Below are 18,913 nucleotides of genomic sequence, written 5' to 3'. Positions count from 1 at the left end.
TAGGTGATACTTATGAAAAAAATTAGATGGCTGCTGCAAATATGCTTTTTAGTGGTATTTGCCTCCTTGTTTACAGCCTTAATGCCGCAGACGGCGCGGGCAGATTTTGCGGAGCGTCCTGTTGGCTTTGTGGTTATCGACCAGGACGGCGGTGTGGACGGCGCTGTTTATAAGGAGTGGCGTCAGATGGTCAAGCTGGCTTATCGCTTCCCATATTATCAGATTATAGATGGCGGCGAGCCTCAGATGCTGGTGAGCCGGGCAGTGCGTGACGGCGTAAAGCTGGATGCTGCTTCTTTGTCCGCTTTGGCGGAAAAGAGCAAAACAGATGTGCTGGTTGTTGCCCGTATTTATGAAATGGATGAAAGCCTTGTCAGCGGTTGGGGATTTCGCTTTGACCACGATACCTATGTGCGTGTGGTAGCGGATGCAGACCTTTTCGTATATAAAAAGGATGGCAATAAGCTGCTGAAGAAGCGTGTGCGTGAAAGCGGACTGCGCGATATGGGCAATTATGACAAGCCGGCAGAAACAATTAAATGGCAGCTTTCCAAGCTGGTAAATACTATGGAAAATAAGCCGATTATCGGCAGTTAAACAGAAAATATGAAAAAAGAGTTAGCTTGTTCACCTTAGTTTAAGGCAGCAGGTAGTAAAATAATACTGCAGGCGGTATAATAGAATAGTTGCCTGAAGCGTAAATTGAGGTGAAAATATGCATATATTAGTTACAGGGGGGGCCGGTTATATCGGCTCGCATACAGTTATAGAGCTGCTTAACGCCGGACATAGCGTTGCAGTCGTAGATAATCTTGTCAATTCCAGCAGGTTGGCAATGCAGCGTGTAGAAAAAATTACCGGCCGGCAGATTCCTTTTTATGAAACGGATATCAGGGACCGCGAGGGCTTGCGGAAAATTTTTGCTGAGCACAGCTTTGACTGCTGCATTCATTTCGCCGGCTTGAAGGCAGTAGGAGAATCGGTGCAGAAGCCGCTGAAGTATTATGACAATAATATTTCCGGTACCTTGGTTTTGCTGGAGGAAATGCGTAACGCAGGCTGCAAGAACATTATCTTCAGCTCCTCGGCAACGGTTTACGGTAATCCTGCTGTAATGCCGATTACCGAAAGCTGTCCCAAGGGACATTGCACCAATCCTTACGGTAATACCAAGTCGATGCTGGAGGAAATCCTGCGAGACCTGCATGTGGCTGATAATGAATGGAACGTAGTGTTGCTGCGTTATTTTAACCCTATCGGTGCGCACAGCTCCGGTTTGATAGGTGAAAATCCCAACGGCGTTCCCAATAACCTGATGCCGTACATTACGCAGGTTGCTGCCGGCAAATTAAAGGAGCTGCATGTTTTCGGCAATGATTATCCAACTCCGGACGGTACAGGTGTGCGTGATTACATTCACGTTGTGGATTTGGCGAAGGGACATGTCAAAGCATTAAAGGCAATAGATGACAAATGTGGCATAGAGGTGTATAATCTTGGTACAGGCATTGGCTATTCGGTGCTGGACCTGGTGAAAGCATTCGAAAAGGCCAACGGAATAAAAATACCTTATGTAATCGACCAACGCCGTGCAGGTGATGTTGCAGCCTGCTATTCGGACCCTTCGAAGGCGTGGGAAAAGCTGGGCTGGAAGGCAGAGCTGGGAATTGAGGACATGTGCCGCGATTCCTGGAACTGGCAGAAAAACAACCCTAACGGTTTTGAAGCGTAAGGCATAAAGAAAAATTGGAGAAAACGAGGAAAAATATTTATGTGTGGTATTGTTGGATTTTGTGGAGATAAGCAGGCAGCGCCTATTTTGTTGGATGGCCTGTCTAAGCTGGAATATCGTGGCTATGATTCTGCCGGTTTAGCAGTGCGTGACGGCAGTGCGCCGGTGCAGATTGTTAAGGCTAAGGGCCGTCTGAAGGAGCTTTACGCCAAGACTAACGGCGGTCAAAGCCTCGTTGGTACCTGTGGTATCGGTCATACCAGATGGGCAACCCATGGTGAGCCTTCCGAAACTAATGCGCATCCGCATGCAAGTGCTGATGGCAATGTAGTTGCCGTACACAACGGTATTATCGAAAACTATCAGGAGCTGAAGGAAAAGCTGCTGCATAACGGTTACACCTTCTATTCTCAGACTGATACCGAGGTTGCCGTTAAGCTGATTGACTACTACTATAAAAAATACGAGCATACTCCTACCGATGCTCTGAGCCATGCTATGATCCGTATGCGCGGCTCCTATGCTTTGGCAGTAATGTTCAAGGAATATCCTGGTGAAATTTATGTTGCCCGCAAGGACAGCCCGATGATCATCGGCGTACAGGACGGCGAATGCTATGTTGCCAGCGACGTGCCTGCTATTTTGAAATACACCCGTAAGGTTTATTACATCGGCAATCTGGAAATGGCTCGTCTGGCTAACGGCGAGGTTACCTTCTACAACGTTGATGAAGAAGTAAGCGAAAAACCGCTGACCGAAATTAAATGGGATGCCGAAGCTGCCGAAAAAGCAGGCTTTGAGCATTTCATGATGAAGGAAATTCACGAGCAGCCCAAGGCAGTTCGCGATACCCTGAATTCCGTACTGGTTGACGGCAAGCTGGATATGAGCGCTGTCGGTTTCAGCGATGAGGATATCAAAAAGATTGACCAGATTTGCATCGTTGCCTGCGGCAGTGCGTATCATGTAGGCGTGGCAGCGCAATATGTAATTGAGGATTTGGCACAGATTCCGGTTCGCACCGAGCTGGCTTCCGAGTTCAGATACCGCAAGCCTCTGCTGAGCAAGAACGAGCTGGTTATTATTGTCAGCCAGTCCGGTGAGACTGCCGACAGCTTGGCAGCTCTGCGTCTGGCTAAAGAAAAGGGCATCAAAACTCTTGGCATCGTTAACGTAGTAGGCAGCTCTATTGCCCGTGAAGCTGATAATGTTTTCTATACTCTGGCAGGACCGGAAATTGCCGTTGCAACTACCAAGGCTTACAGCACTCAGCTGATTGCTGCTTACTGCCTGGCAATTCAGTTTGCTATTGTTCGTGGCACTATTGATGAAGCTAAATATCTGGAGCTGATTCAGGAAATGGCACAGCTGCCGGATAAAATCCAAAAGATTATCGAGGATAAGGAACGCATCCAATGGTTTGCCGCTAAGCAGGTTAACGCTAAGGATATCTTCTTTATCGGCCGTGGTCTTGATTACGCTGTCAGCCTGGAAGGCAGCCTGAAGATGAAGGAAATTTCCTACATTCATAGTGAGGCTTATGCTGCCGGTGAATTGAAGCATGGTACTATCAGCCTGATTGAGGACGGTACTCTGGTTATCGGTGTGCTGACTCAAAGCGAGCTTTACGAAAAGACTGTCAGCAACATGGTAGAGTGCCGCAGCCGTGGCGCTTACCTGATGGGCCTGACTACCTATGGTAACTATAATATTGAGGATACCGCTGATTTCACAGTGTATATTCCTAAGACCGACGAGCATTTCATGACCAGCCTGGCAGTTATTCCGCTGCAGCTTATGGGTTATTATGTGAGTGTTTCTAAGGGCTTGGATGTAGATAAACCTAGGAACTTGGCTAAGAGCGTTACCGTAGAATAGTAAGAGCGGGTATAACGCACCGTATGCATCGCAAACCATCCTCCACGTACTAGAAGTACGCGTTCGTCGGCTTCAGCAAGAGCGGGTATAACGCACCGTATGCATCGCAAACCATCCTCCACGTACTAAAAGTACGCGTTCGTCAGGTTCGCATCGCCTCCGGTACATTCTCCCCGCTCTTATAAGATAGCGTAATATAAACGTCGTATACTTCGTACTTACAAGGAACAGAATAATGTAACGCACTATAAAAAACCACAGCTTACATTTTATGTAGGCTGTGGTAATTTTTTTGTTGTTAATAATGAGCGGCGTTTTTATCAATCAGTGTAAAGCCTGCCTTGGTAAGCTTTGCACGGATTTCGTTGATTTGTTCCGCATCACGGGTTTCCAGTTCTAAGCGCAGGAAGCAACCTGTGATATCCATATCGGCATCACTGCGGTTGTGCTGTACGCCTACAACGTTAGCGCCACAGCTGCTTACGATTTCGCTCACTTCACGCAGCTGGCCGGGACGATCCTGCAAAGCGATAACGAGGTCTGCCCTTCTGCCGCTGGTAACCTGACCGCGGGTGATTACGCGCGAAAGAATATTAACGTCAATGTTACCGCCGGATACAACGCAAACGGTTTTCTTGCCCTTAATCGGCAGCTTGTCGAACAGCGCTGCTGCTACCGGAGTTGCGCCTGCACCTTCGGCAATTAGTTTTTGCTTTTCTATTAAGGTTAAAATTGCTGTAGCAATTTCATCTTCACTTACGGTGACGATATCGTCAACATATTTGCTGATGAGCTCATAGGTGTTTTCACCCGGAGTTTTTACAGCAATGCCGTCGGCAAAGGTGCTGACGTGATCTAATGTTTCGTATTTATGGTCGTGGAAAGCTTTGTACATGCTGGCTGCGCCTGCTGCCTGCACACCGTAAACCTTAACCTCCGGACGCAGGCTTTTGATAGCGAAGGCTACGCCGCTGATAAGGCCGCCGCCGCCAATCGGTACGATTACTGCTTCAACATCCGGCAGTTGGTCTAAAATTTCCAGACCGATGCTGCCCTGACCAGCAATAACAAGCTCGTCGTCATAAGGATGGATAAAGGTCATGCCTGTTTCTTCCTGCAGCTGTACGGCGCGGTCATGTGCTTCATCGTAGGCACCGGGAACAAGCTCCACCTGCGCACCCAGGCGCTTGGTGTTTTCTACCTTCATAATCGGTGCGCCGTCCGGCATGCAGATGACGCTTTTGATGCCCATGCTGGTTGCAGCCAAGGCTACGCCCTGAGCGTGGTTGCCGGCGCTGCAGGCGATTACGCCCTTGCTTGCTTCCTCAGGTGTAAGCTGGCTGATTTTGTAATAGGCACCGCGTACCTTGAAGCTGCCTGTTACCTGCAGGTTTTCTGTTTTCAGATATAAGTTGTTGCCTTCGCTTAAATGCGGAGCAGCTATTAAATCTGTTTTACGTGCTACGCTTTTGAGGATGAAGGCTGCATGATAAATTTTGTCTAATGAGAGCATTTGGTTACCTTATTTTCTTTCCCTTAATTATTATAGTATAAAATACTATATCAAGTATAAATTGATTGGCGCATTGCGTCAAGTGATTATGTACATTTCCTGCCGTGATAGTGTATAATAATATAATGAATAATTTTCAAAGGAGTGCATACAATGCAGTGGATAGAAGTTAATGTATCGGTAACGCATGAAGCAGTTGAGGCTGTAGCAGATATGCTTACGAGTATCGGTTCTAAAGGAGTTGCGATTGAGGATCCGCAGCTGATTAATGATTTGAGAAACAGTGGTACCTGGGAGTTGTGCGATATTCCGGAGCAGGAGAATACCGAGGTTGTTACCGTCAGCGCTTATTATGCTGATGATGAGAAGCTGGAAAAACGCCTGGCGGAGATTGACGAGCAGCTGGCGCTGATTGAGGAGCGCATCGGCAAATACCGTTTCGGTAATACTCGCTTCCGCAAGGTGAGCGAGCAGGATTGGGCTAACGAATGGAAGCAGTATTTCCATGTTACTCATGTGGGCAAGAGCCTTGTTATTAAGCCGAGCTGGGAGGAGTATGCTCCTAAGGAAGGCGAGCATGTTATTGAAATCGATCCGGGTATGGCTTTCGGCACAGGCACGCATCACACTACCAATATGATGATGGAGCGCTTGGAGAAGGTTATTACGCCTGATTCTACAGTGTTTGACGTTGGTACCGGCAGCGGTATTCTGGCGATTGCTGCGGCAATGCTGGGCGCTAAGTCTGTAAAGGCTGTTGATATTGACGGTGTGGCAGTGCGCGTGGCGAAGGAGAATGTTGCGGATAACGGCCTGAGCGAGCAGATTGAGGTGCGCGAGGGCGATTTGCTGCATGGTACCGAGGGCAAGGCTGATGTAATTATCGCTAATATTATTGCCGATATTGTTATTATGCTGCTGCAGGATATTCCGCAGAAGCTGAATGACAACGGTGTGCTGTTGGCGAGCGGTATTATTGAGGAGCGTATGCCGGATGTGGAGGCTGCAGCGCAGGCGCAGGGACTTTATGTTGACGCGGTTGACCATCGCGGCGGCTGGGTTGTTATGCAGATGAAGAAGAAAAAGTAAGGGGAAACCTATATGCATCGTTTTTTTGTACCGCAATTATATAACGAAACAATGACTATTGAGGGCGTGGATGCACGTCATATCAGTAAGGTGCTGCGCATGCAGCCGGGTGCGCAGCTGCAGATTGTTAGTGACGACGGCGTGAGCGCGCTGGCGGAAATCAGTGCGATTGACAGTGAGTGCGTTACTGTGCATTGCCTGGAGAAGCTGGCGGAAAGCCATGAGCCGGCTGTGCGCCTGATTCTGGCGCAGGGCCTGGCGAAGGGTGAGAAGATGGAGTTCATCATCCAGAAGGCTGTGGAGATGGGCGCTTACAGCGTGGTACCTGTTGCTATGGAGCATTCCGTGGTGCGCCTTGACGGTGCGAAGGCTGCCAAGAAGGTGGAGCGCTGGCAGAAGATTGCCGAATCCGCGGCGAAGCAGAGCAAGCGCGATATTATTCCCGAGGTGCAGCCTGTGCAGACGATGGCACAAATGCTGGCGGCGAATGACTGCGCTACGAAGATTATCGCTTACGAGTGCGAGGATAAAAAGAGCCTGAAGGCGGCACTGAAGGAGGCGCAGGCCAAGGGCGCGCTGACTGATTTACTGCTGATTATCGGTCCTGAGGGCGGCATCAGCGAAGCGGAGCTGGAAACGGCACGTGCCGCAGGCGCTGTGCCTGTATCGCTGGGCAGACGTATTCTGCGTGCGGAAACGGCAGGCCTTGTCGCTATTTCAGCGATTTTTTATGAAACCGGAGATTTAGGAGATTAAACATAGATGAGAAAAATTGCATTTTATACGCTGGGCTGTAAGGTCAACCAGGCTGATACTGCCAGCATGGAGGGGATTTTCCGTGCGTCGGGCTATGAGGTTGTGCCTTTCGGTGAACCGGCAGACGTTTATTTAGTTAATACCTGCGTTGTTACCAATACCGGTCAGCGCAAATCGCGTCAGATTATCAACCGCGCTGTGCGTCACAATCCGCTGTCCTTGGTGGTTGTTACCGGCTGCTATCCGCAGACTGCGCCGGAGGAGGTGCGTGCTATCGAAGGTGTTGATGTAATCATCGGCAATCAGGAGCGCGGCCGCATTGTTGAGCTGGTTGAGGAGGCGCTGGAGCACAAGCGCACGGAGATTCTGGACAATGTGCAGCAGATGACTGTAGATACTAAGTTTGAAGAGCTGGGCGTTGGCACGGAAACCGATAAAACCCGCGCCTTCCTCAAAATTCAGGAGGGCTGCAACCAATACTGCACCTACTGCATTATTCCCTTTGCCCGCGGTCCGCTGCGCAGCCGCAGCCTGGACAGCATCCGCGAGGAGGTTGGCAAGCTGGTTGCCGCAGGCTACAAGGAGGTTGTGCTCATCGGCATTCACCTTGGCTGCTACGGCAAGGAGCTGGCGAAGGAAGGCAAGCACGTTACTTTGTATGATGCGGTAAAGGCAGCGCTGAGCGTTGAAGGCGTGCAGCGTGTGCGCCTCGGTTCTTTGGAATCCGTGGAGGTGGAACCGCGCCTGCTGCAGCTGATGGCAGAAGAACCGCGCCTGCAGCGTCACCTGCATCTGCCGCTGCAAAGCGGCTGCGACAAGATTTTACGCGCTATGCATCGTCCTTATGACACAAAGCGCTTTACGGAGCTGGTGAACGAAATCCGTGCGCAGGTGCCTGATGTGGCAATTACTACGGACGTTATTGTGGGCTTCCCCGGCGAAAACGAGGAGGACTTTGCGACTACTTTGGAATTTGCCAAGAAATGCGGCTTTGCCAAAATGCATATCTTCCCTTATTCCAAGCGCAAGGGTACGCCTGCTGCCGAAATGAAGGAGCAGGTGGACGAGGCTGTGAAGAGCGAGCGTGCGGCGCGTCTGGCGAAGGTGGACGAGGAGCTGCATCAGCAAATGCTGCAGAGCACTGTCGGCAAGGTGGAGGAAGTGCTGTTTGAGCAGCCTGTGGATGATGAGCATATGGAGGGCCTGTGCGGTCCGTATCTGCGCGTTGTTGTTCCGGGAACTGCGGAGCTGGCGAATACCATTGTCAAGGTAAAAATTACCGGCATCAAAGAGGATTTTTTGCTGGGCGAATTGAATTAATTTGTGAAAAAATTATTTCTTTAGCAGGATAAAAGAAATAAATACAGAATATAACTGGATACGATAAATGAGAGGAGGGACATGAAATGGCTGAGGATTGTATTTTTTGCAAAATCATTAAGGGCGATATCCCTTCTACCAAAGTGTACGAAGATGATAAAATGATTGCTATCAATGACGTTGCTCCGGCTGCTCCGGTTCATGTGCTGCTGATGCCTAAGGACCACACAGCTAACATCACTACTGCGGACCCCGAGTTGGTTGCATACATGCTGGGCAAGGTTAAAATGATCGCTGAAAAGACCGGAATTGCCGAAAAAGGCTTCCGCGTTGTTATCAACACCGGCGATGAAGGCGGTCAGACAGTAAAACATTTACATATTCACGTAATTGGCGGCAAAGCTTTGGGTTGGCCCCCATGCTAAACCTTGACAATGCTTGTCTTTTCTTGTATAATTAATCAGTAAGTGTTTTTAGCTGGCAACGGCTGAAACTTAATTTGCATATACACTTCCCTAAGTGTGTGGAGGGAGGGAGAACAGATGGCAGAAATTAAAGTTGGCAAGAATGAAACTTTAGACAGCGCACTGCGCAGATTTAAAAGAGCAACCCAAAAGGCAGGCATTCTTTCTGAGGTAAGAAAACGCGAGCACTATGAAAAGCCGAGCGTTGCACGTAAGAAAAAATCCGAAGCAGCCAGAAAACGTAAAACCAGATAATTGGAGGCGGGCTGTATGTCTATAAAAGACCAATTGACTGCTGATATGAAGCAGGCCATGAAGGACAGGGAAGCAGGTAAACTGCGTTTGTCTGTTATCCGCATGGTGCGTGCTAATATTAAAAATGTTGAAATCAATGACAAAAAGGAACTTACAGATGATGAGGTTCTGGCTGTCTTGATGAAAGAGGTCAAAATGCGTCAGGATTCTGTTGAGGAATTCCAAAAAGCAGGTCGTGACGAATTGGTTGCCCAAGCTAAGGAAGAAATTGCTATACTGAAAAAATATCTTCCGGAAGCTCTCAGCGATGACGAGCTGAAGGCTATCGTGGCAGAAGTTATTGCTGCTGTTGGCGCTACAAGTCCCAAGGATATGGGCAAGGTAATGCCGGCAGTTATGGCAAAAACCAAAGGCCGTGCAGATGGCAAACGTATTAACGTTATGGTTCGTGAATTGCTCAAATAACAACTGATAACCGTGCTAAGAGAAATCTTGGCGCGGTTATTTTACTTTATAGCGATTAGCGGACCGAAGGACTGCCTGCTTTCTTCGTACAGGAGGGCAGGCGGCTTTTTTATTGCAGCGGCAAGATCTTTTGCGAAAAGATATTCAGCAGGTAAATTTTATTTCAAGGCGAATATAAATATATTATTATCATTTTTACAGCTTAAAGGAGGCCGTTTTTATGGCATCTGGCTTCAGCTTTTTACGCACACAATTTCCCGGTCTGGAAAAAACAGGCGAGTTCGCGGAGCGCTATCTGTACAGTGATTCCAACTCCTGCCTTTTTAAGCTGGGCCTGCTGTGCGAAGATATCGTTAATAAAATGTTTGACTTTGACAATATAGTAATGCCTTATCAGATGAAGGATACACTGGTAAACAAAATTCGCCTGCTGGAAAACGAAGAGTATATCACAGAGGATTTGGCACGCATTATGCATCGCCTGCGCTTGGGCGGCAACGAAGCGCGCCACGAGGGTACGGATTCGCTGCAGAAGGCCAAGCTGCTGCTGCCGCAGGCGTACAGCCTGTGCGAATGGTTCATGCAGGTGTATGGCGATTACAGCTATCAGCATCAGGAATATCATTTGCCGACGGAGCAGGCAGAGGCAGCCTTTGTCGAAACTGCCAAGGACAAGGCCGAGGAAGCGCGCCTGCGTAAGCAGGATAACGAGAAGGCGCAGAAGGCTGTGCCTTTGCCGCAGCAGGAGCGCAGCAAAACGAACCTGCAGGCTGCCAACAGACGACCGAAAACAGAGGCGGAAACACGCTGCCTGATTGATGAGCAGCTGCGACAGGTAGGCTGGGAGGCGGACAGCACTGCTTTGCGTTACAGCAAGGGCTGCCGTCCTGCCAAGGGACGCAATCTGGCGATTGCCGAATGGCCTACGGACAAGGTGCCGGGCAACGAGGAAAAGGGCTACGCCGATTACGCGCTTTTCGTCGGCGAGAAACTGGTGGGCATTATCGAAGCGAAAAAGTGGGACACGGATATTTCCAGTGTCATCAGCTACCAATGCAAGGATTATGCGCGCGCTGTGAGAAAATGTGACGCGGAATATTTGCTTGGTCAGTGGCAGGATTTTAAGGTGCCCTTTGTTTTTGCTGCCAACGGCAGGCCGTATGTGCAGCAGCTGCAGACAAAATCCGGCATCTGGTTTGCGGATTTGCGCCAAAGCGGCAATATGCCGCGGGCTATGGCAGGCTGGCCTTCTCCCTTAGGTTTAAAAGAAATGCTGCAGGAAAATACTGCGGAGGGCAACGCTGCTCTCGATGCTTTGCCGTATGATTTCCTGCAGGATGAAAACGGCCTGCATCTGCGCGATTATCAGCTGAAGGCTGTGCAGGCGGTGGATGAGGCAGTGCGCTGCGGCAAGCGGACGGCGCTGCTGGCGATGGCCACAGGCACCGGCAAAACACGCACGGTTTTGGGCATGATTTACCGCTTTTTGAAGGCGAAGCGCTTTAAGCGTATTTTGTTCCTTGTTGACCGCAATGCCTTGGGCGTGCAGGCGCAGGATGTCTTTAAAGAGGTGAAGCTGGAAAGTCTGCAGACGCTGGACCAGATTTACAATATCAAGGAGCTTACCGATAAGCTGATTGATGCGGAAACCGCCGTACACGTTGCTACCGTACAGGGTATGATGAAGCGCATTATGTACGCCGAAAGCGAGGACTGCATTCCCGCAGTCAGCGATTACGATTTAATCATCATCGACGAGGCGCACCGCGGTTATATCCTGGATAAGGAAATGGCGGAGGCGGAGAAGCTTTACCGCGACCAGCGCGATTACCAGAGTAAGTACCGCTATGTGCTAGATTATTTTAACGCGGTAAAAATTGCGCTCACCGCAACGCCTGCCCTGCAGACGACGGAAATTTTCGGCGAGCCTGTTTATACCTATAGTTATCGCGAGGCTGTGCTGGACGGTTACCTGATTGACCATGACGCACCGCATCAGCTGAAAACGAAGCTCAGCGAGCAGGGAATTACAATAAACAAGGGCGATACTATTAAATATATCAATAAAAAGACGGGCAAAATCGACACTGCCTATCTGGACGATGATGTGAAGCTTGATGTGGACCAGTTCAACCGCAAGGTTATCGTGCCCGAATTCAACAGGGCGGTGCTGGCGGAGATTGCAAAAAATCTTTATCCCGACGCGCCGGAAACCTACGGCAAAACGCTGATTTACGCTGCTACCGATACGCATGCCGATATGATTGTGAGCATGCTGCAGGAGCTTTATGCCAAGGATAATCTGGACAGCGACGCGATTATGAAGATTACCGGCAGCGTGGCCAACGGTGACCAGAAAAAGATTCAGGAGAAAATCAAACGCTTTAAGAACGAACGCTTCCCGAGCATTGTGGTGACGGTGGATTTGCTGACTACCGGTATCGACGTACCGGAGATTACCACGCTGGTGTTTATGCGCTGCGTGAAATCGCGTATCCTGTTTGAGCAGATGCTGGGACGCGCAACGCGCCGCTGCGATAAAATCGGCAAGGATCATTTTGAGATTTATGACCCAGTGGGCGTATATGACAGCCTGCAGCCGGTGGTGACCATGCCTGCCGTTGCCAATCCGCAGATTTCCGTGAAGGATTTGCTGAAGCAGCTGGCGGAAACGGAGGAGCCGGAGACGATTACCGATATTGCCAAGCAGGTGGCCTTGAAGCTGCGCCGCAAGCTGAATAAGCTGGACGAGCAGACGAAGAAGGAGTTTGTGCTGGCGACGGGCAAGGATGCGGCAGCCTTTGCCGGCGAGCTGCAGAAGGCGGATGCCGCCAAGGCCAAGGAGCTTTTGCTGCAGCACCAAGAGGCGTTGGAGCAGCTGGAAAAATACCGGGCCGGCGGCGATATGGGCGGCATGATTTATGACGGCAAGGATGAGCTTACCAGCCATACGCGCGGCTACGGTGCACAAAAGACCAAGCCCGGCGATTACCTGAACGATTTTGCGGCGTACTTAAAGAGCCACGCCAACGAAATTGCTGCCCTGCATATCATCTGCACCCGTCCGAAGGATTTGACGAAGGCGCAGCTGAAGGAGCTGCTGCTGACGCTCGATGCCAACGGCTTTACGGCGCTGCAGCTGAACGATGCCTATTCGGAATACACGAACAGCACGATGGTGGCAGGCATTATCAGCCTCATCAGGCGCTATATGCTGGGAACGGAGCTGGTGAGCAAAAATTCGCAGCTGAGCCGTGCCTTTGACAAGCTGAACAAAAACCACAAATTTACGCCTGCCCAGCAGAAGTGGCTGGATATTATCCGCAGCTATATGCAGCAGCAGGATATTTTGAGCGTGGAGGCCTTTAAGGAGGACAAACGATTGCAGCGCTTGGGCGGTTATGCGCGCGCACAAAAAATATTCGCCGACGATTTGGATAATATCGTGAGCGAATTCAATGGTTATTTATATGAAGATGGAGGCAAGACTGCGTGAATACACAGGAGATTGTAGCAAAGCTCTGGAATTTGTGTAACGTGCTGCGTGATGACGGCATTACTTATCATCAGTACGTTACGGAGCTGACATATATTTTATTTTTGAAAATGGCCAAGGAAACCGGCAGCGAGGAAAATATTCCAGAGGGCTATCGCTGGGATGATTTGCTGGCGCGCAAGGGCCTGGAGCTGAAGGGCTTTTATAAGAATTTGCTGGATTATTTGGGCGAGCGGTGCACGGGACGCATTCAGGAGATTTACAAGGGCGCGGCGACGAACATCGACGAGCCGAAGAACCTGGAAAAGATTATCAGGACGATTGACGAGCTGGACTGGTTCAGCGCGAAGGAGGAGGGACTGGGTAATCTTTACGAGGGACTGCTGGAGAAAAACGCTAACGAAAAGAAGAGCGGCGCCGGGCAGTACTTCACTCCGCGTGTGCTGATTGACGTGATGACGCGCCTGGTGGCACCCAAGGCCGGCGAGCGCTGTAACGATCCTGCCTGCGGTACCTTCGGTTTTATGATTGCGGCAAGCAATTTTGTGCGTGAGCAGACGAACGATTTCTTTGATTTGGATGAGGAAACGGCGGAGTTTGAATATACGCAGGCCTTCACCGGCTGCGAGCTGGTGCATGATACGCACCGCTTGGCGCTGATGAACGCGATGCTGCATGACATCCAGAGCAAAATTATTTTGGGTGATACGCTTTCCAACGTAGGCAAGGAGATGCAGGGCTATGATGTGGTGCTGACAAATCCGCCCTTCGGTACGAAAAAAGGCGGCGAGCGTGCAACGCGCGACGACTTTACCTATCCCACGAGCAACAAGCAGCTGAACTTCCTGCAGCATATCTATCGTAGCTTGAAGGCTGACGGCAAGGCGCGCGCTGCCGTAGTGCTGCCGGACAATGTGCTTTTTGCCGACGGTGACGGCGAAAGGATTCGTGTCGACTTGATGGATAAGTGCAATCTGCACACTATTCTGCGCCTGCCGACGGGTATTTTTTACGCTCAGGGTGTCAAGACCAACGTACTTTTCTTTACGCGCGAAAAAACGGATAAGGACAGCACCAAGGCCGTGTGGTTTTATGATTTGCGCACTAATATGCCGTCCTTCGGCAAGACGAACCCGCTGAAGGCGAGCGACTTTGCTGGCTTTGAGGCTGCCTACACGGCAGAGGACAGAAGCAAGGTGGCGGACGAGCGCTGGCAGTGCTTTACGCGTGAGGAAATTGCGCAAAAGGGCAACAGTCTGGACCTTGGCCTGATTAAGGATGATAGCGTGCTCGATTACGAGGATTTGCCGGACCCGGCGGAAAGCGCAGCAGAGGCTGCGGAAAAGCTGGCGGAGGCCGTGGATTTGCTGCAGAGTGTGGCGCAGGAGCTGAGGAGCTTGCAAAGATAAGAATAGAGTGAAGGATGAAGGAAGAAAGGGAAGAGCCTCTCCTTGGGGAGAGGTGGCATCGCGTAGCGATGACGGAGAGGGGTTCACTATAAGAAAGCATAAAGACAGCAGACCCCTCTCAGTCGCCCTGCGGGCGCCAGCTCCCCCCGAGGGGAGCCTTTCACTACATTCTGCACAATCTAAAACTTGCAAAGCTATGAATTGTGTGGTATATTAGAAATAGAAAAAGACAACCGCCCACAGAGGTGGGTTGCCAAGTTGGTTAAGAAAAATCCGCTCCGAACTCGCCAAAGTCAGGGGGCGGTTTTTCTATGTCCGTAACTTTTTTACTTTTTGTTCTGAAAAATGAACGTAAGTAATGCTACGATAAAAATTCCAAAGGACATTAAATCCTGAAAGCTGAAATATACCATAGACATCACCTCCATTCGTAGAGAATGAAGGCAATCCCACCCCGTGAACCGGTTGTCGAAAACATTTTATCATAAATTATAGATTAAAGCAATATAATGTTTGCTTATAAAGGAGAGCTGGCAATGCCAAAGAAAAAGACAGCATTGACAATAGAAGAACGCTTGCAGCAGGCGCTGGTGCCTGCGGAGGAACAGCCTTATGAGGTGCCGGAGAATTGGGTGTGGGTGAGGCTAGGAGCGATAGCTGAAATTGTTACTGGTGGAACACCCAGCAAAAAACATCCTGAGTATTATGGTGGAAATTTTCCTTTTTATAAACCTAGTGATTTAGATCAAGGAAGATTAACGTATGATGCGTCTGAGTATTTAAGTGAAGAAGGTAAAAACGTTTCTCGAATCATACCTAAAAATTCAACCGCAGTATGTTGTATTGGCAGTATTGGTAAGTGTGGGTATTTGATGTGCGAGGGTACCACCAATCAACAGATAAATTCTGCTATACCTAAAATCAATAGTCTATGCCTGTATTATTATCTTTGTACGGAGAATTTCGTTCAGGATTTGCTTTCGATGGCTTCTGCAACTACTATTGCTATTGTCAATAAGAGCAAAATGGAAAGCTGTGCTTTCCCTCTCCCTCCGCTCTCTGAACAGCAACGCATTGTTGAGCGCATCGAAGAGCTTTTCGCCAAGCTGGATGAAGCAAAGGAAAGATTGCAGGAGGGTGCCTACAGCTTTGCCGTGCGCAAGGCAGCAATTCTGCACAAGGCGTTTACTGGCGAGCTGACAAAGCAGTGGCGCCGGGAAAACGGCGTGAGTGATGAAAGTTGGGAAGATAAACTTTTAGGTGATGTTTGCACAGTTAATCCTAAGAAGATTGATGCAAAAAATTTAGATGATAACTTAGAAGTGTCGTTCGTTCCTATGGCTGCCGTTTCTGATGTATTGGGTGAAATAGTCAACCATGAAGTAAAAAACTTACAGGATGTTCGCACAGGTTTTACGAATTTTTCTAAGGGTGACGTAATCTTCGCTAAGATTACACCTTGTATGGAAAATGGCAAATCTGCTATTGTTGGACCATTAGTAAATGATATAGGCTATGGTAGCACTGAATTTTATGTGTTGAGATGCAAGGAAGAACTCAATAATAAATATTTGTACCATATGGTTAGAAATACGACATTTAGAGCAGAGGCTAAAGCTGTTATGACAGGAGTCGTTGGTCAGCAGAGAGTTCCTAAAACTTTTTTACAGGAATATCAATTATTGCTTCCTACCCTCTCAGAACAGCACGAAATCGTGCGCCTCATCGACGACCTGCTGGCGCGTGAGCGCGCAGCACAGCAGGCTGCGGAGCAGGCGCTGGCAAGCATCGACCTGATGAAGAAGTCCATCCTTGCGCGTGCCTTCCGCGGTGAGCTGGGCACGAACAAAGCGAGCGAAGCGAGCGCGCTGGAGCTTTTAAAGCAGGTGCTGGCGGAAAACTGAAGCTAAACAAAAATCAAGACCTTGGCAGCGGCAAAAGCTGAAGCTAAGGTCTTTTTTAGCGTCTTGCAGCGAAATACTTGGATATCCCATAGCTGCTCATGCGAACCTTAGGCATTTCAGCTTACAGTTAACCCCAACCTTAGTCACGCCAGTCTGGGCATAAGCTAACCATAGATTTGTAAACACTACCGCGTATATCGTTCGGCAGAATTACGAAAAAATAGCTATTTCCAGCAAAGCGATTCAGCTTATTTAAAGCTTTTTGGTAAAACTTTTTCCCGAAAAAGTTTTTGTTTTGCCGCGCTTTCCAAAAAGCGCGAACCTTTCTTGCAGCTTCTTTCAGTTATGAAAGAAGCTGATGTTACGTAAGCGTCAAATCACGCCGGTGATTTTGTTTGAAGATGGTCCGCAGCCTTGCTGCATCCCAAACTTTAAATTTACTTCATGCTTTTACTCTGCTATACTATAATTGTATAAGCGTTGAGGAGGTGCAGTCATGCCATTAGAATATTATTTTATGCTGGCGGGCCTTGTCCTGTTGCTGATAGAATTTGTTGTGCCGGGCTTCGGAGTTTTCGGTGTCAGCGGCATGGTGTGCCTGACAGTCGGCGGCTTTTACGTTTTGGGCGGCAATGCCTGGGCGGCGCTGGTGCTGTTGGCAGTGTATCTGTTTTTGGTGCTGGTAATTACGCTGCTGTGCGTGTATCTTCCCAAGGAAAGCAAGTATAATCCCTTTGTGCTGTGGACACGCCAAAAGAACAGCGAGGGCTACACCGGCGGCAAAAACTGGAGCATGCTGGTGGGCAAAAGAGGCACAGCCTTGACTACGCTGCGTCCTGCAGGTACGATTTTGGTGGACGGCAAGCGTCTTGATGTGAGCAGTCAGGGAGATTATATCGAAAAGTCTGCTCCCGTGATTATCGTGCGGGTAGAGGGCAGCAAAATTTTTGTAGAACAAACGAAGGAGTGACATTATGGATTTATTATTCAGTATGATTTTCGGCAGTGGCTTTGCAGTAATCATTGCTATTGCCGGTATAGCGATTTTTCTTAACTTTGTGCCGTTGGGCCTGTGGATTTCGGCAATCGCCGCCGGTGTTAACGTAGGCATCTTCAACCTCATCGGTATGCGCTTGCGCCGCGTGCCCGCGTCGCAGATTGTGCTGCCGCTGATTAAGGCTAACAAGGCAGGCCTTGACGTAAATGTCAACCAGCTGGAGGCGCATTATCTGGCAGGCGGTAACGTTGACCGCGTTATAGATGCTTTGATTGCTGCCCACAGAGCGCAGATTGAGCTGAGCTTTGAGCGTGGCTGTGCTATCGACCTGGCAGGCCGCAACGTGCTGGAGGCTGTGCAGATGAGCGTTAACCCCGAGGTTATCGAAACTCCGGTAGTAAGCGCTGTTGCCAAGGACGGCATTGAGCTGAAGGTAAAGGCACGCGTAACCGTGCGTGCCAACATTGACCGCCTGGTAGGCGGTGCCGGCGAAGCAACGATTATTGCGCGTGTCGGCGAAGGCATTGTAACAAACGTAGGCTCCAGCGCCGACCACAGCAAGGTACTGGAAAACCCCGACTATATTTCCAAAACAGTTTTGGACAAGGGCCTTGATGCAGGCACCGCTTTTGAAATTCTTTCCATTGATATTGCGGACGTAGATGTTGGACGTAACATTGGTGCTGCGCTGATGACAGACCAGGCGGAGGCAGATAAGCGCATTGCTCAGGCACGTGCTGAGGAACGCCGTGCGATGGCTGTTGCCAAGGAGCAGGAAATGAAGGCCTATACGCAGGAAATGCAGGCGAAGGTTGTGGAAGCACAGGCTAAGGTGCCGACAGCTATGGCGGAGGCACTGGCCAACGGCCGCTTGGGCGTAATGGATTACTACCGCCTTAACAACATTCAGGCAGATACGCAGATGCGTCGCACGATTGCTGAGGTAAGCCCGGAGGGCGAGGAAAAGCCTGAGGGCGGCAAATAAGCGAGGTGCAGCTTATGGGCGGTTTGTTTGACAGTGATTTAATCCCTCTGCTTTTTGTCCTCGTAATGCTGGCCAACGTATTTTGGGACAGGCGCAACCGCCGCCGCCGCAGGCAGCAGGAGCTGCCGCAAGAGCAGCCGCAGGAAACGGCGGAGCCGACGCAGGCAGAGCAGCAAACGCAGACTAAGCCTAAAGACCTTGCTGCCGAGTTTGAACGCCGTCTGAAAAAGACTACGGAGGAAGCACAGGCGCGCAAAAGTCAAAACAGCCGCGAAGGCGGCGTGGTGCATGACGGAACGCGCGTAAGGCGTGATGACGACAGCAGAGTTCACCGCGACGGCGAAGCAATGCATGACCACACCGGCAGAATTCACCGTGAAAACGAAGCCCTGGTGCATGACAAGGGCAAGGTTTATTACGATCCCCGCAGTGATTACAGCTACGACGAAGCAAAGATGAACGCTGCCGCAGCGGCGTTTAATGCGCACTACGCACAGCAGGCGCAGCCTGCAGCAAAAAAGCGTGTGAAGCTGAAGCATGCGGCGCTGGTCAACGGCATTATCATGGCAGAGGTATTAGGAAAACCGCGCGCTCTTAACCCCTATGAGGAGCGCTGATTTAAAGATTCTCACAAACAGTAAGGAGATGTT

At 49.8% G+C, this 18,913-nt stretch carries 17 protein-coding genes; 15 read left to right on the top strand and 2 right to left on the bottom strand.

What is annotated here, in order from left to right; translation table 11 throughout:
* Positions 1-12: 12 nt before the first annotated feature.
* The 3 genes from HMPREF9443_RS07130 (at position 13) to glmS (ending at position 3,610) form a co-directional block, all read left to right on the top strand.
* The gene (locus HMPREF9443_RS07130) at positions 13-597 is read left to right on the top strand and encodes a hypothetical protein (protein ID WP_009145898.1); all 585 of its coding nucleotides are present in this window, start codon (positions 13-15) and stop codon (positions 595-597) included.
* A 118-nt stretch (positions 598-715) separates the two neighbouring features.
* A complete protein-coding gene (gene galE / locus HMPREF9443_RS07125; protein WP_009145897.1) occupies positions 716-1,732 on the top strand; it encodes a UDP-glucose 4-epimerase GalE in 1,017 nt (338 codons plus the stop codon).
* A 39-nt stretch (positions 1,733-1,771) separates the two neighbouring features.
* Positions 1,772-3,610 carry a glutamine--fructose-6-phosphate transaminase (isomerizing) gene (gene glmS, locus HMPREF9443_RS07120; protein ID WP_009145896.1) on the top strand — a complete coding sequence of 613 codons (1,839 nt, stop codon included), beginning with the start codon at positions 1,772-1,774 and terminating at the stop codon, positions 3,608-3,610.
* A 298-nt stretch (positions 3,611-3,908) separates the two neighbouring features.
* On the opposite strand, the gene ilvA is transcribed toward glmS, so the two are convergent.
* Positions 3,909-5,123 carry a threonine ammonia-lyase gene (gene ilvA / locus HMPREF9443_RS07115; RefSeq protein ID WP_009145894.1) on the bottom strand — a complete coding sequence of 405 codons (1,215 nt, stop codon included), beginning with the start codon at positions 5,121-5,123 and terminating at the stop codon, positions 3,909-3,911.
* Positions 5,124-5,276: 153 nt separating this feature from the next.
* Here ilvA and prmA point away from each other — a divergent pair, with 153 nt between their 5' ends.
* The 8 genes from prmA (at position 5,277) to HMPREF9443_RS07075 (ending at position 14,377) form a co-directional block, all read left to right on the top strand.
* The gene (gene prmA, locus HMPREF9443_RS07110) at positions 5,277-6,212 is read left to right on the top strand and encodes a 50S ribosomal protein L11 methyltransferase (protein ID WP_009145893.1); all 936 of its coding nucleotides are present in this window, start codon (positions 5,277-5,279) and stop codon (positions 6,210-6,212) included.
* A gap of 12 nt (positions 6,213-6,224) precedes the next feature.
* Positions 6,225-6,968, top strand: a complete 744-nt coding sequence (locus HMPREF9443_RS07105) for a 16S rRNA (uracil(1498)-N(3))-methyltransferase (RefSeq protein WP_009145892.1) — start codon at positions 6,225-6,227, stop codon at positions 6,966-6,968.
* Between the two features lie 6 nt (positions 6,969-6,974).
* On the top strand, positions 6,975-8,288 hold the full coding sequence (gene mtaB / locus HMPREF9443_RS07100) for a tRNA (N(6)-L-threonylcarbamoyladenosine(37)-C(2))-methylthiotransferase MtaB (RefSeq protein ID WP_009145891.1): 1,314 nt from the start codon (positions 6,975-6,977) through the stop codon (positions 8,286-8,288).
* Positions 8,289-8,374: 86 nt separating this feature from the next.
* Positions 8,375-8,713 carry a histidine triad nucleotide-binding protein gene (locus HMPREF9443_RS07095; protein WP_009145890.1) on the top strand — a complete coding sequence of 113 codons (339 nt, stop codon included), beginning with the start codon at positions 8,375-8,377 and terminating at the stop codon, positions 8,711-8,713.
* Positions 8,714-8,830: 117 nt separating this feature from the next.
* Positions 8,831-9,007, top strand: a complete 177-nt coding sequence (gene rpsU / locus HMPREF9443_RS07090; RefSeq protein WP_021720854.1) for a 30S ribosomal protein S21 — start codon at positions 8,831-8,833, stop codon at positions 9,005-9,007.
* 15 nt (positions 9,008-9,022) lie between these two features.
* Complete coding sequence (locus HMPREF9443_RS07085; protein WP_009145888.1) at positions 9,023-9,472, top strand: GatB/YqeY domain-containing protein; 450 nt, start codon at positions 9,023-9,025, stop codon at positions 9,470-9,472.
* Between the two features lie 220 nt (positions 9,473-9,692).
* Positions 9,693-12,968: a type I restriction-modification system endonuclease gene (gene hsdR, locus HMPREF9443_RS07080; RefSeq protein WP_009145887.1), complete on the top strand. Its 3,276-nt coding sequence runs from the start codon at positions 9,693-9,695 to the stop codon at positions 12,966-12,968.
* Positions 12,965-14,377, top strand: coding sequence for a class I SAM-dependent DNA methyltransferase (locus HMPREF9443_RS07075; RefSeq protein ID WP_009145886.1), 1,413 nt, complete (start codon positions 12,965-12,967; stop codon positions 14,375-14,377). Before hsdR ends, HMPREF9443_RS07075 begins: the two co-directional genes overlap by 4 nt.
* Before the next feature lie 326 nt (positions 14,378-14,703).
* Here HMPREF9443_RS07075 and HMPREF9443_RS11215 read toward each other — a convergent pair whose 3' ends face one another.
* Entirely contained in the window at positions 14,704-14,790 is an 87-nt protein-coding gene (locus HMPREF9443_RS11215) for a putative holin-like toxin (RefSeq protein ID WP_374111448.1), read from the bottom strand.
* A gap of 123 nt (positions 14,791-14,913) precedes the next feature.
* Between HMPREF9443_RS11215 and HMPREF9443_RS07070 the strand changes: the two genes are divergently transcribed.
* From HMPREF9443_RS07070 to HMPREF9443_RS07055, 4 genes are all read left to right on the top strand, one after another.
* Entirely contained in the window at positions 14,914-16,281 is a 1,368-nt protein-coding gene (locus HMPREF9443_RS07070) for a restriction endonuclease subunit S (protein ID WP_040565234.1), read from the top strand.
* A 496-nt stretch (positions 16,282-16,777) separates the two neighbouring features.
* Positions 16,778-17,251, top strand: a complete 474-nt coding sequence (locus HMPREF9443_RS07065; protein ID WP_009145884.1) for an NfeD family protein — start codon at positions 16,778-16,780, stop codon at positions 17,249-17,251.
* 4 nt (positions 17,252-17,255) lie between these two features.
* Positions 17,256-18,263: a flotillin-like protein FloA gene (gene floA / locus HMPREF9443_RS07060; protein ID WP_009145883.1), complete on the top strand. Its 1,008-nt coding sequence runs from the start codon at positions 17,256-17,258 to the stop codon at positions 18,261-18,263.
* Between the two features lie 14 nt (positions 18,264-18,277).
* Entirely contained in the window at positions 18,278-18,880 is a 603-nt protein-coding gene (locus HMPREF9443_RS07055; protein WP_009145882.1) for a hypothetical protein, read from the top strand.
* Positions 18,881-18,913 lie beyond the last annotated feature (33 nt).

It is taken from the genome of Phascolarctobacterium succinatutens YIT 12067 (genome assembly GCF_000188175.1).
Lineage (GTDB): Bacteria > Bacillota > Negativicutes > Acidaminococcales > Acidaminococcaceae > Phascolarctobacterium_A > Phascolarctobacterium_A succinatutens.
This window is presented reverse-complemented; position numbering and strand designations above follow the sequence as displayed.

What these genes read in the sequence shown, in the direction of transcription:
- HMPREF9443_RS07130 (WP_009145898.1), top strand. Translation starts at nt 13, where the DNA reads ATGAAAAAAATTAGATGGCTGCTGCAAATATGCTTTTTAGTGGTATTT.
- galE (WP_009145897.1), top strand. Translation starts at nt 716, where the DNA reads ATGCATATATTAGTTACAGGGGGGGCCGGTTATATCGGCTCGCATACA.
- glmS (WP_009145896.1), top strand. Translation starts at nt 1,772, where the DNA reads ATGTGTGGTATTGTTGGATTTTGTGGAGATAAGCAGGCAGCGCCTATT.
- ilvA (WP_009145894.1), bottom strand. Translation starts at nt 5,123, where the DNA reads ATGCTCTCATTAGACAAAATTTATCATGCAGCCTTCATCCTCAAAAGC.
- prmA (WP_009145893.1), top strand. Translation starts at nt 5,277, where the DNA reads ATGCAGTGGATAGAAGTTAATGTATCGGTAACGCATGAAGCAGTTGAG.
- HMPREF9443_RS07105 (WP_009145892.1), top strand. Translation starts at nt 6,225, where the DNA reads ATGCATCGTTTTTTTGTACCGCAATTATATAACGAAACAATGACTATT.
- mtaB (WP_009145891.1), top strand. Translation starts at nt 6,975, where the DNA reads ATGAGAAAAATTGCATTTTATACGCTGGGCTGTAAGGTCAACCAGGCT.
- HMPREF9443_RS07095 (WP_009145890.1), top strand. Translation starts at nt 8,375, where the DNA reads ATGGCTGAGGATTGTATTTTTTGCAAAATCATTAAGGGCGATATCCCT.
- rpsU (WP_021720854.1), top strand. Translation starts at nt 8,831, where the DNA reads ATGGCAGAAATTAAAGTTGGCAAGAATGAAACTTTAGACAGCGCACTG.
- HMPREF9443_RS07085 (WP_009145888.1), top strand. Translation starts at nt 9,023, where the DNA reads ATGTCTATAAAAGACCAATTGACTGCTGATATGAAGCAGGCCATGAAG.
- hsdR (WP_009145887.1), top strand. Translation starts at nt 9,693, where the DNA reads ATGGCATCTGGCTTCAGCTTTTTACGCACACAATTTCCCGGTCTGGAA.
- HMPREF9443_RS11215 (WP_374111448.1), bottom strand. Translation starts at nt 14,790, where the DNA reads ATGGTATATTTCAGCTTTCAGGATTTAATGTCCTTTGGAATTTTTATC.
- HMPREF9443_RS07070 (WP_040565234.1), top strand. Translation starts at nt 14,914, where the DNA reads ATGCCAAAGAAAAAGACAGCATTGACAATAGAAGAACGCTTGCAGCAG.
- HMPREF9443_RS07065 (WP_009145884.1), top strand. Translation starts at nt 16,778, where the DNA reads ATGCCATTAGAATATTATTTTATGCTGGCGGGCCTTGTCCTGTTGCTG.
- floA (WP_009145883.1), top strand. Translation starts at nt 17,256, where the DNA reads ATGGATTTATTATTCAGTATGATTTTCGGCAGTGGCTTTGCAGTAATC.
- HMPREF9443_RS07055 (WP_009145882.1), top strand. Translation starts at nt 18,278, where the DNA reads ATGGGCGGTTTGTTTGACAGTGATTTAATCCCTCTGCTTTTTGTCCTC.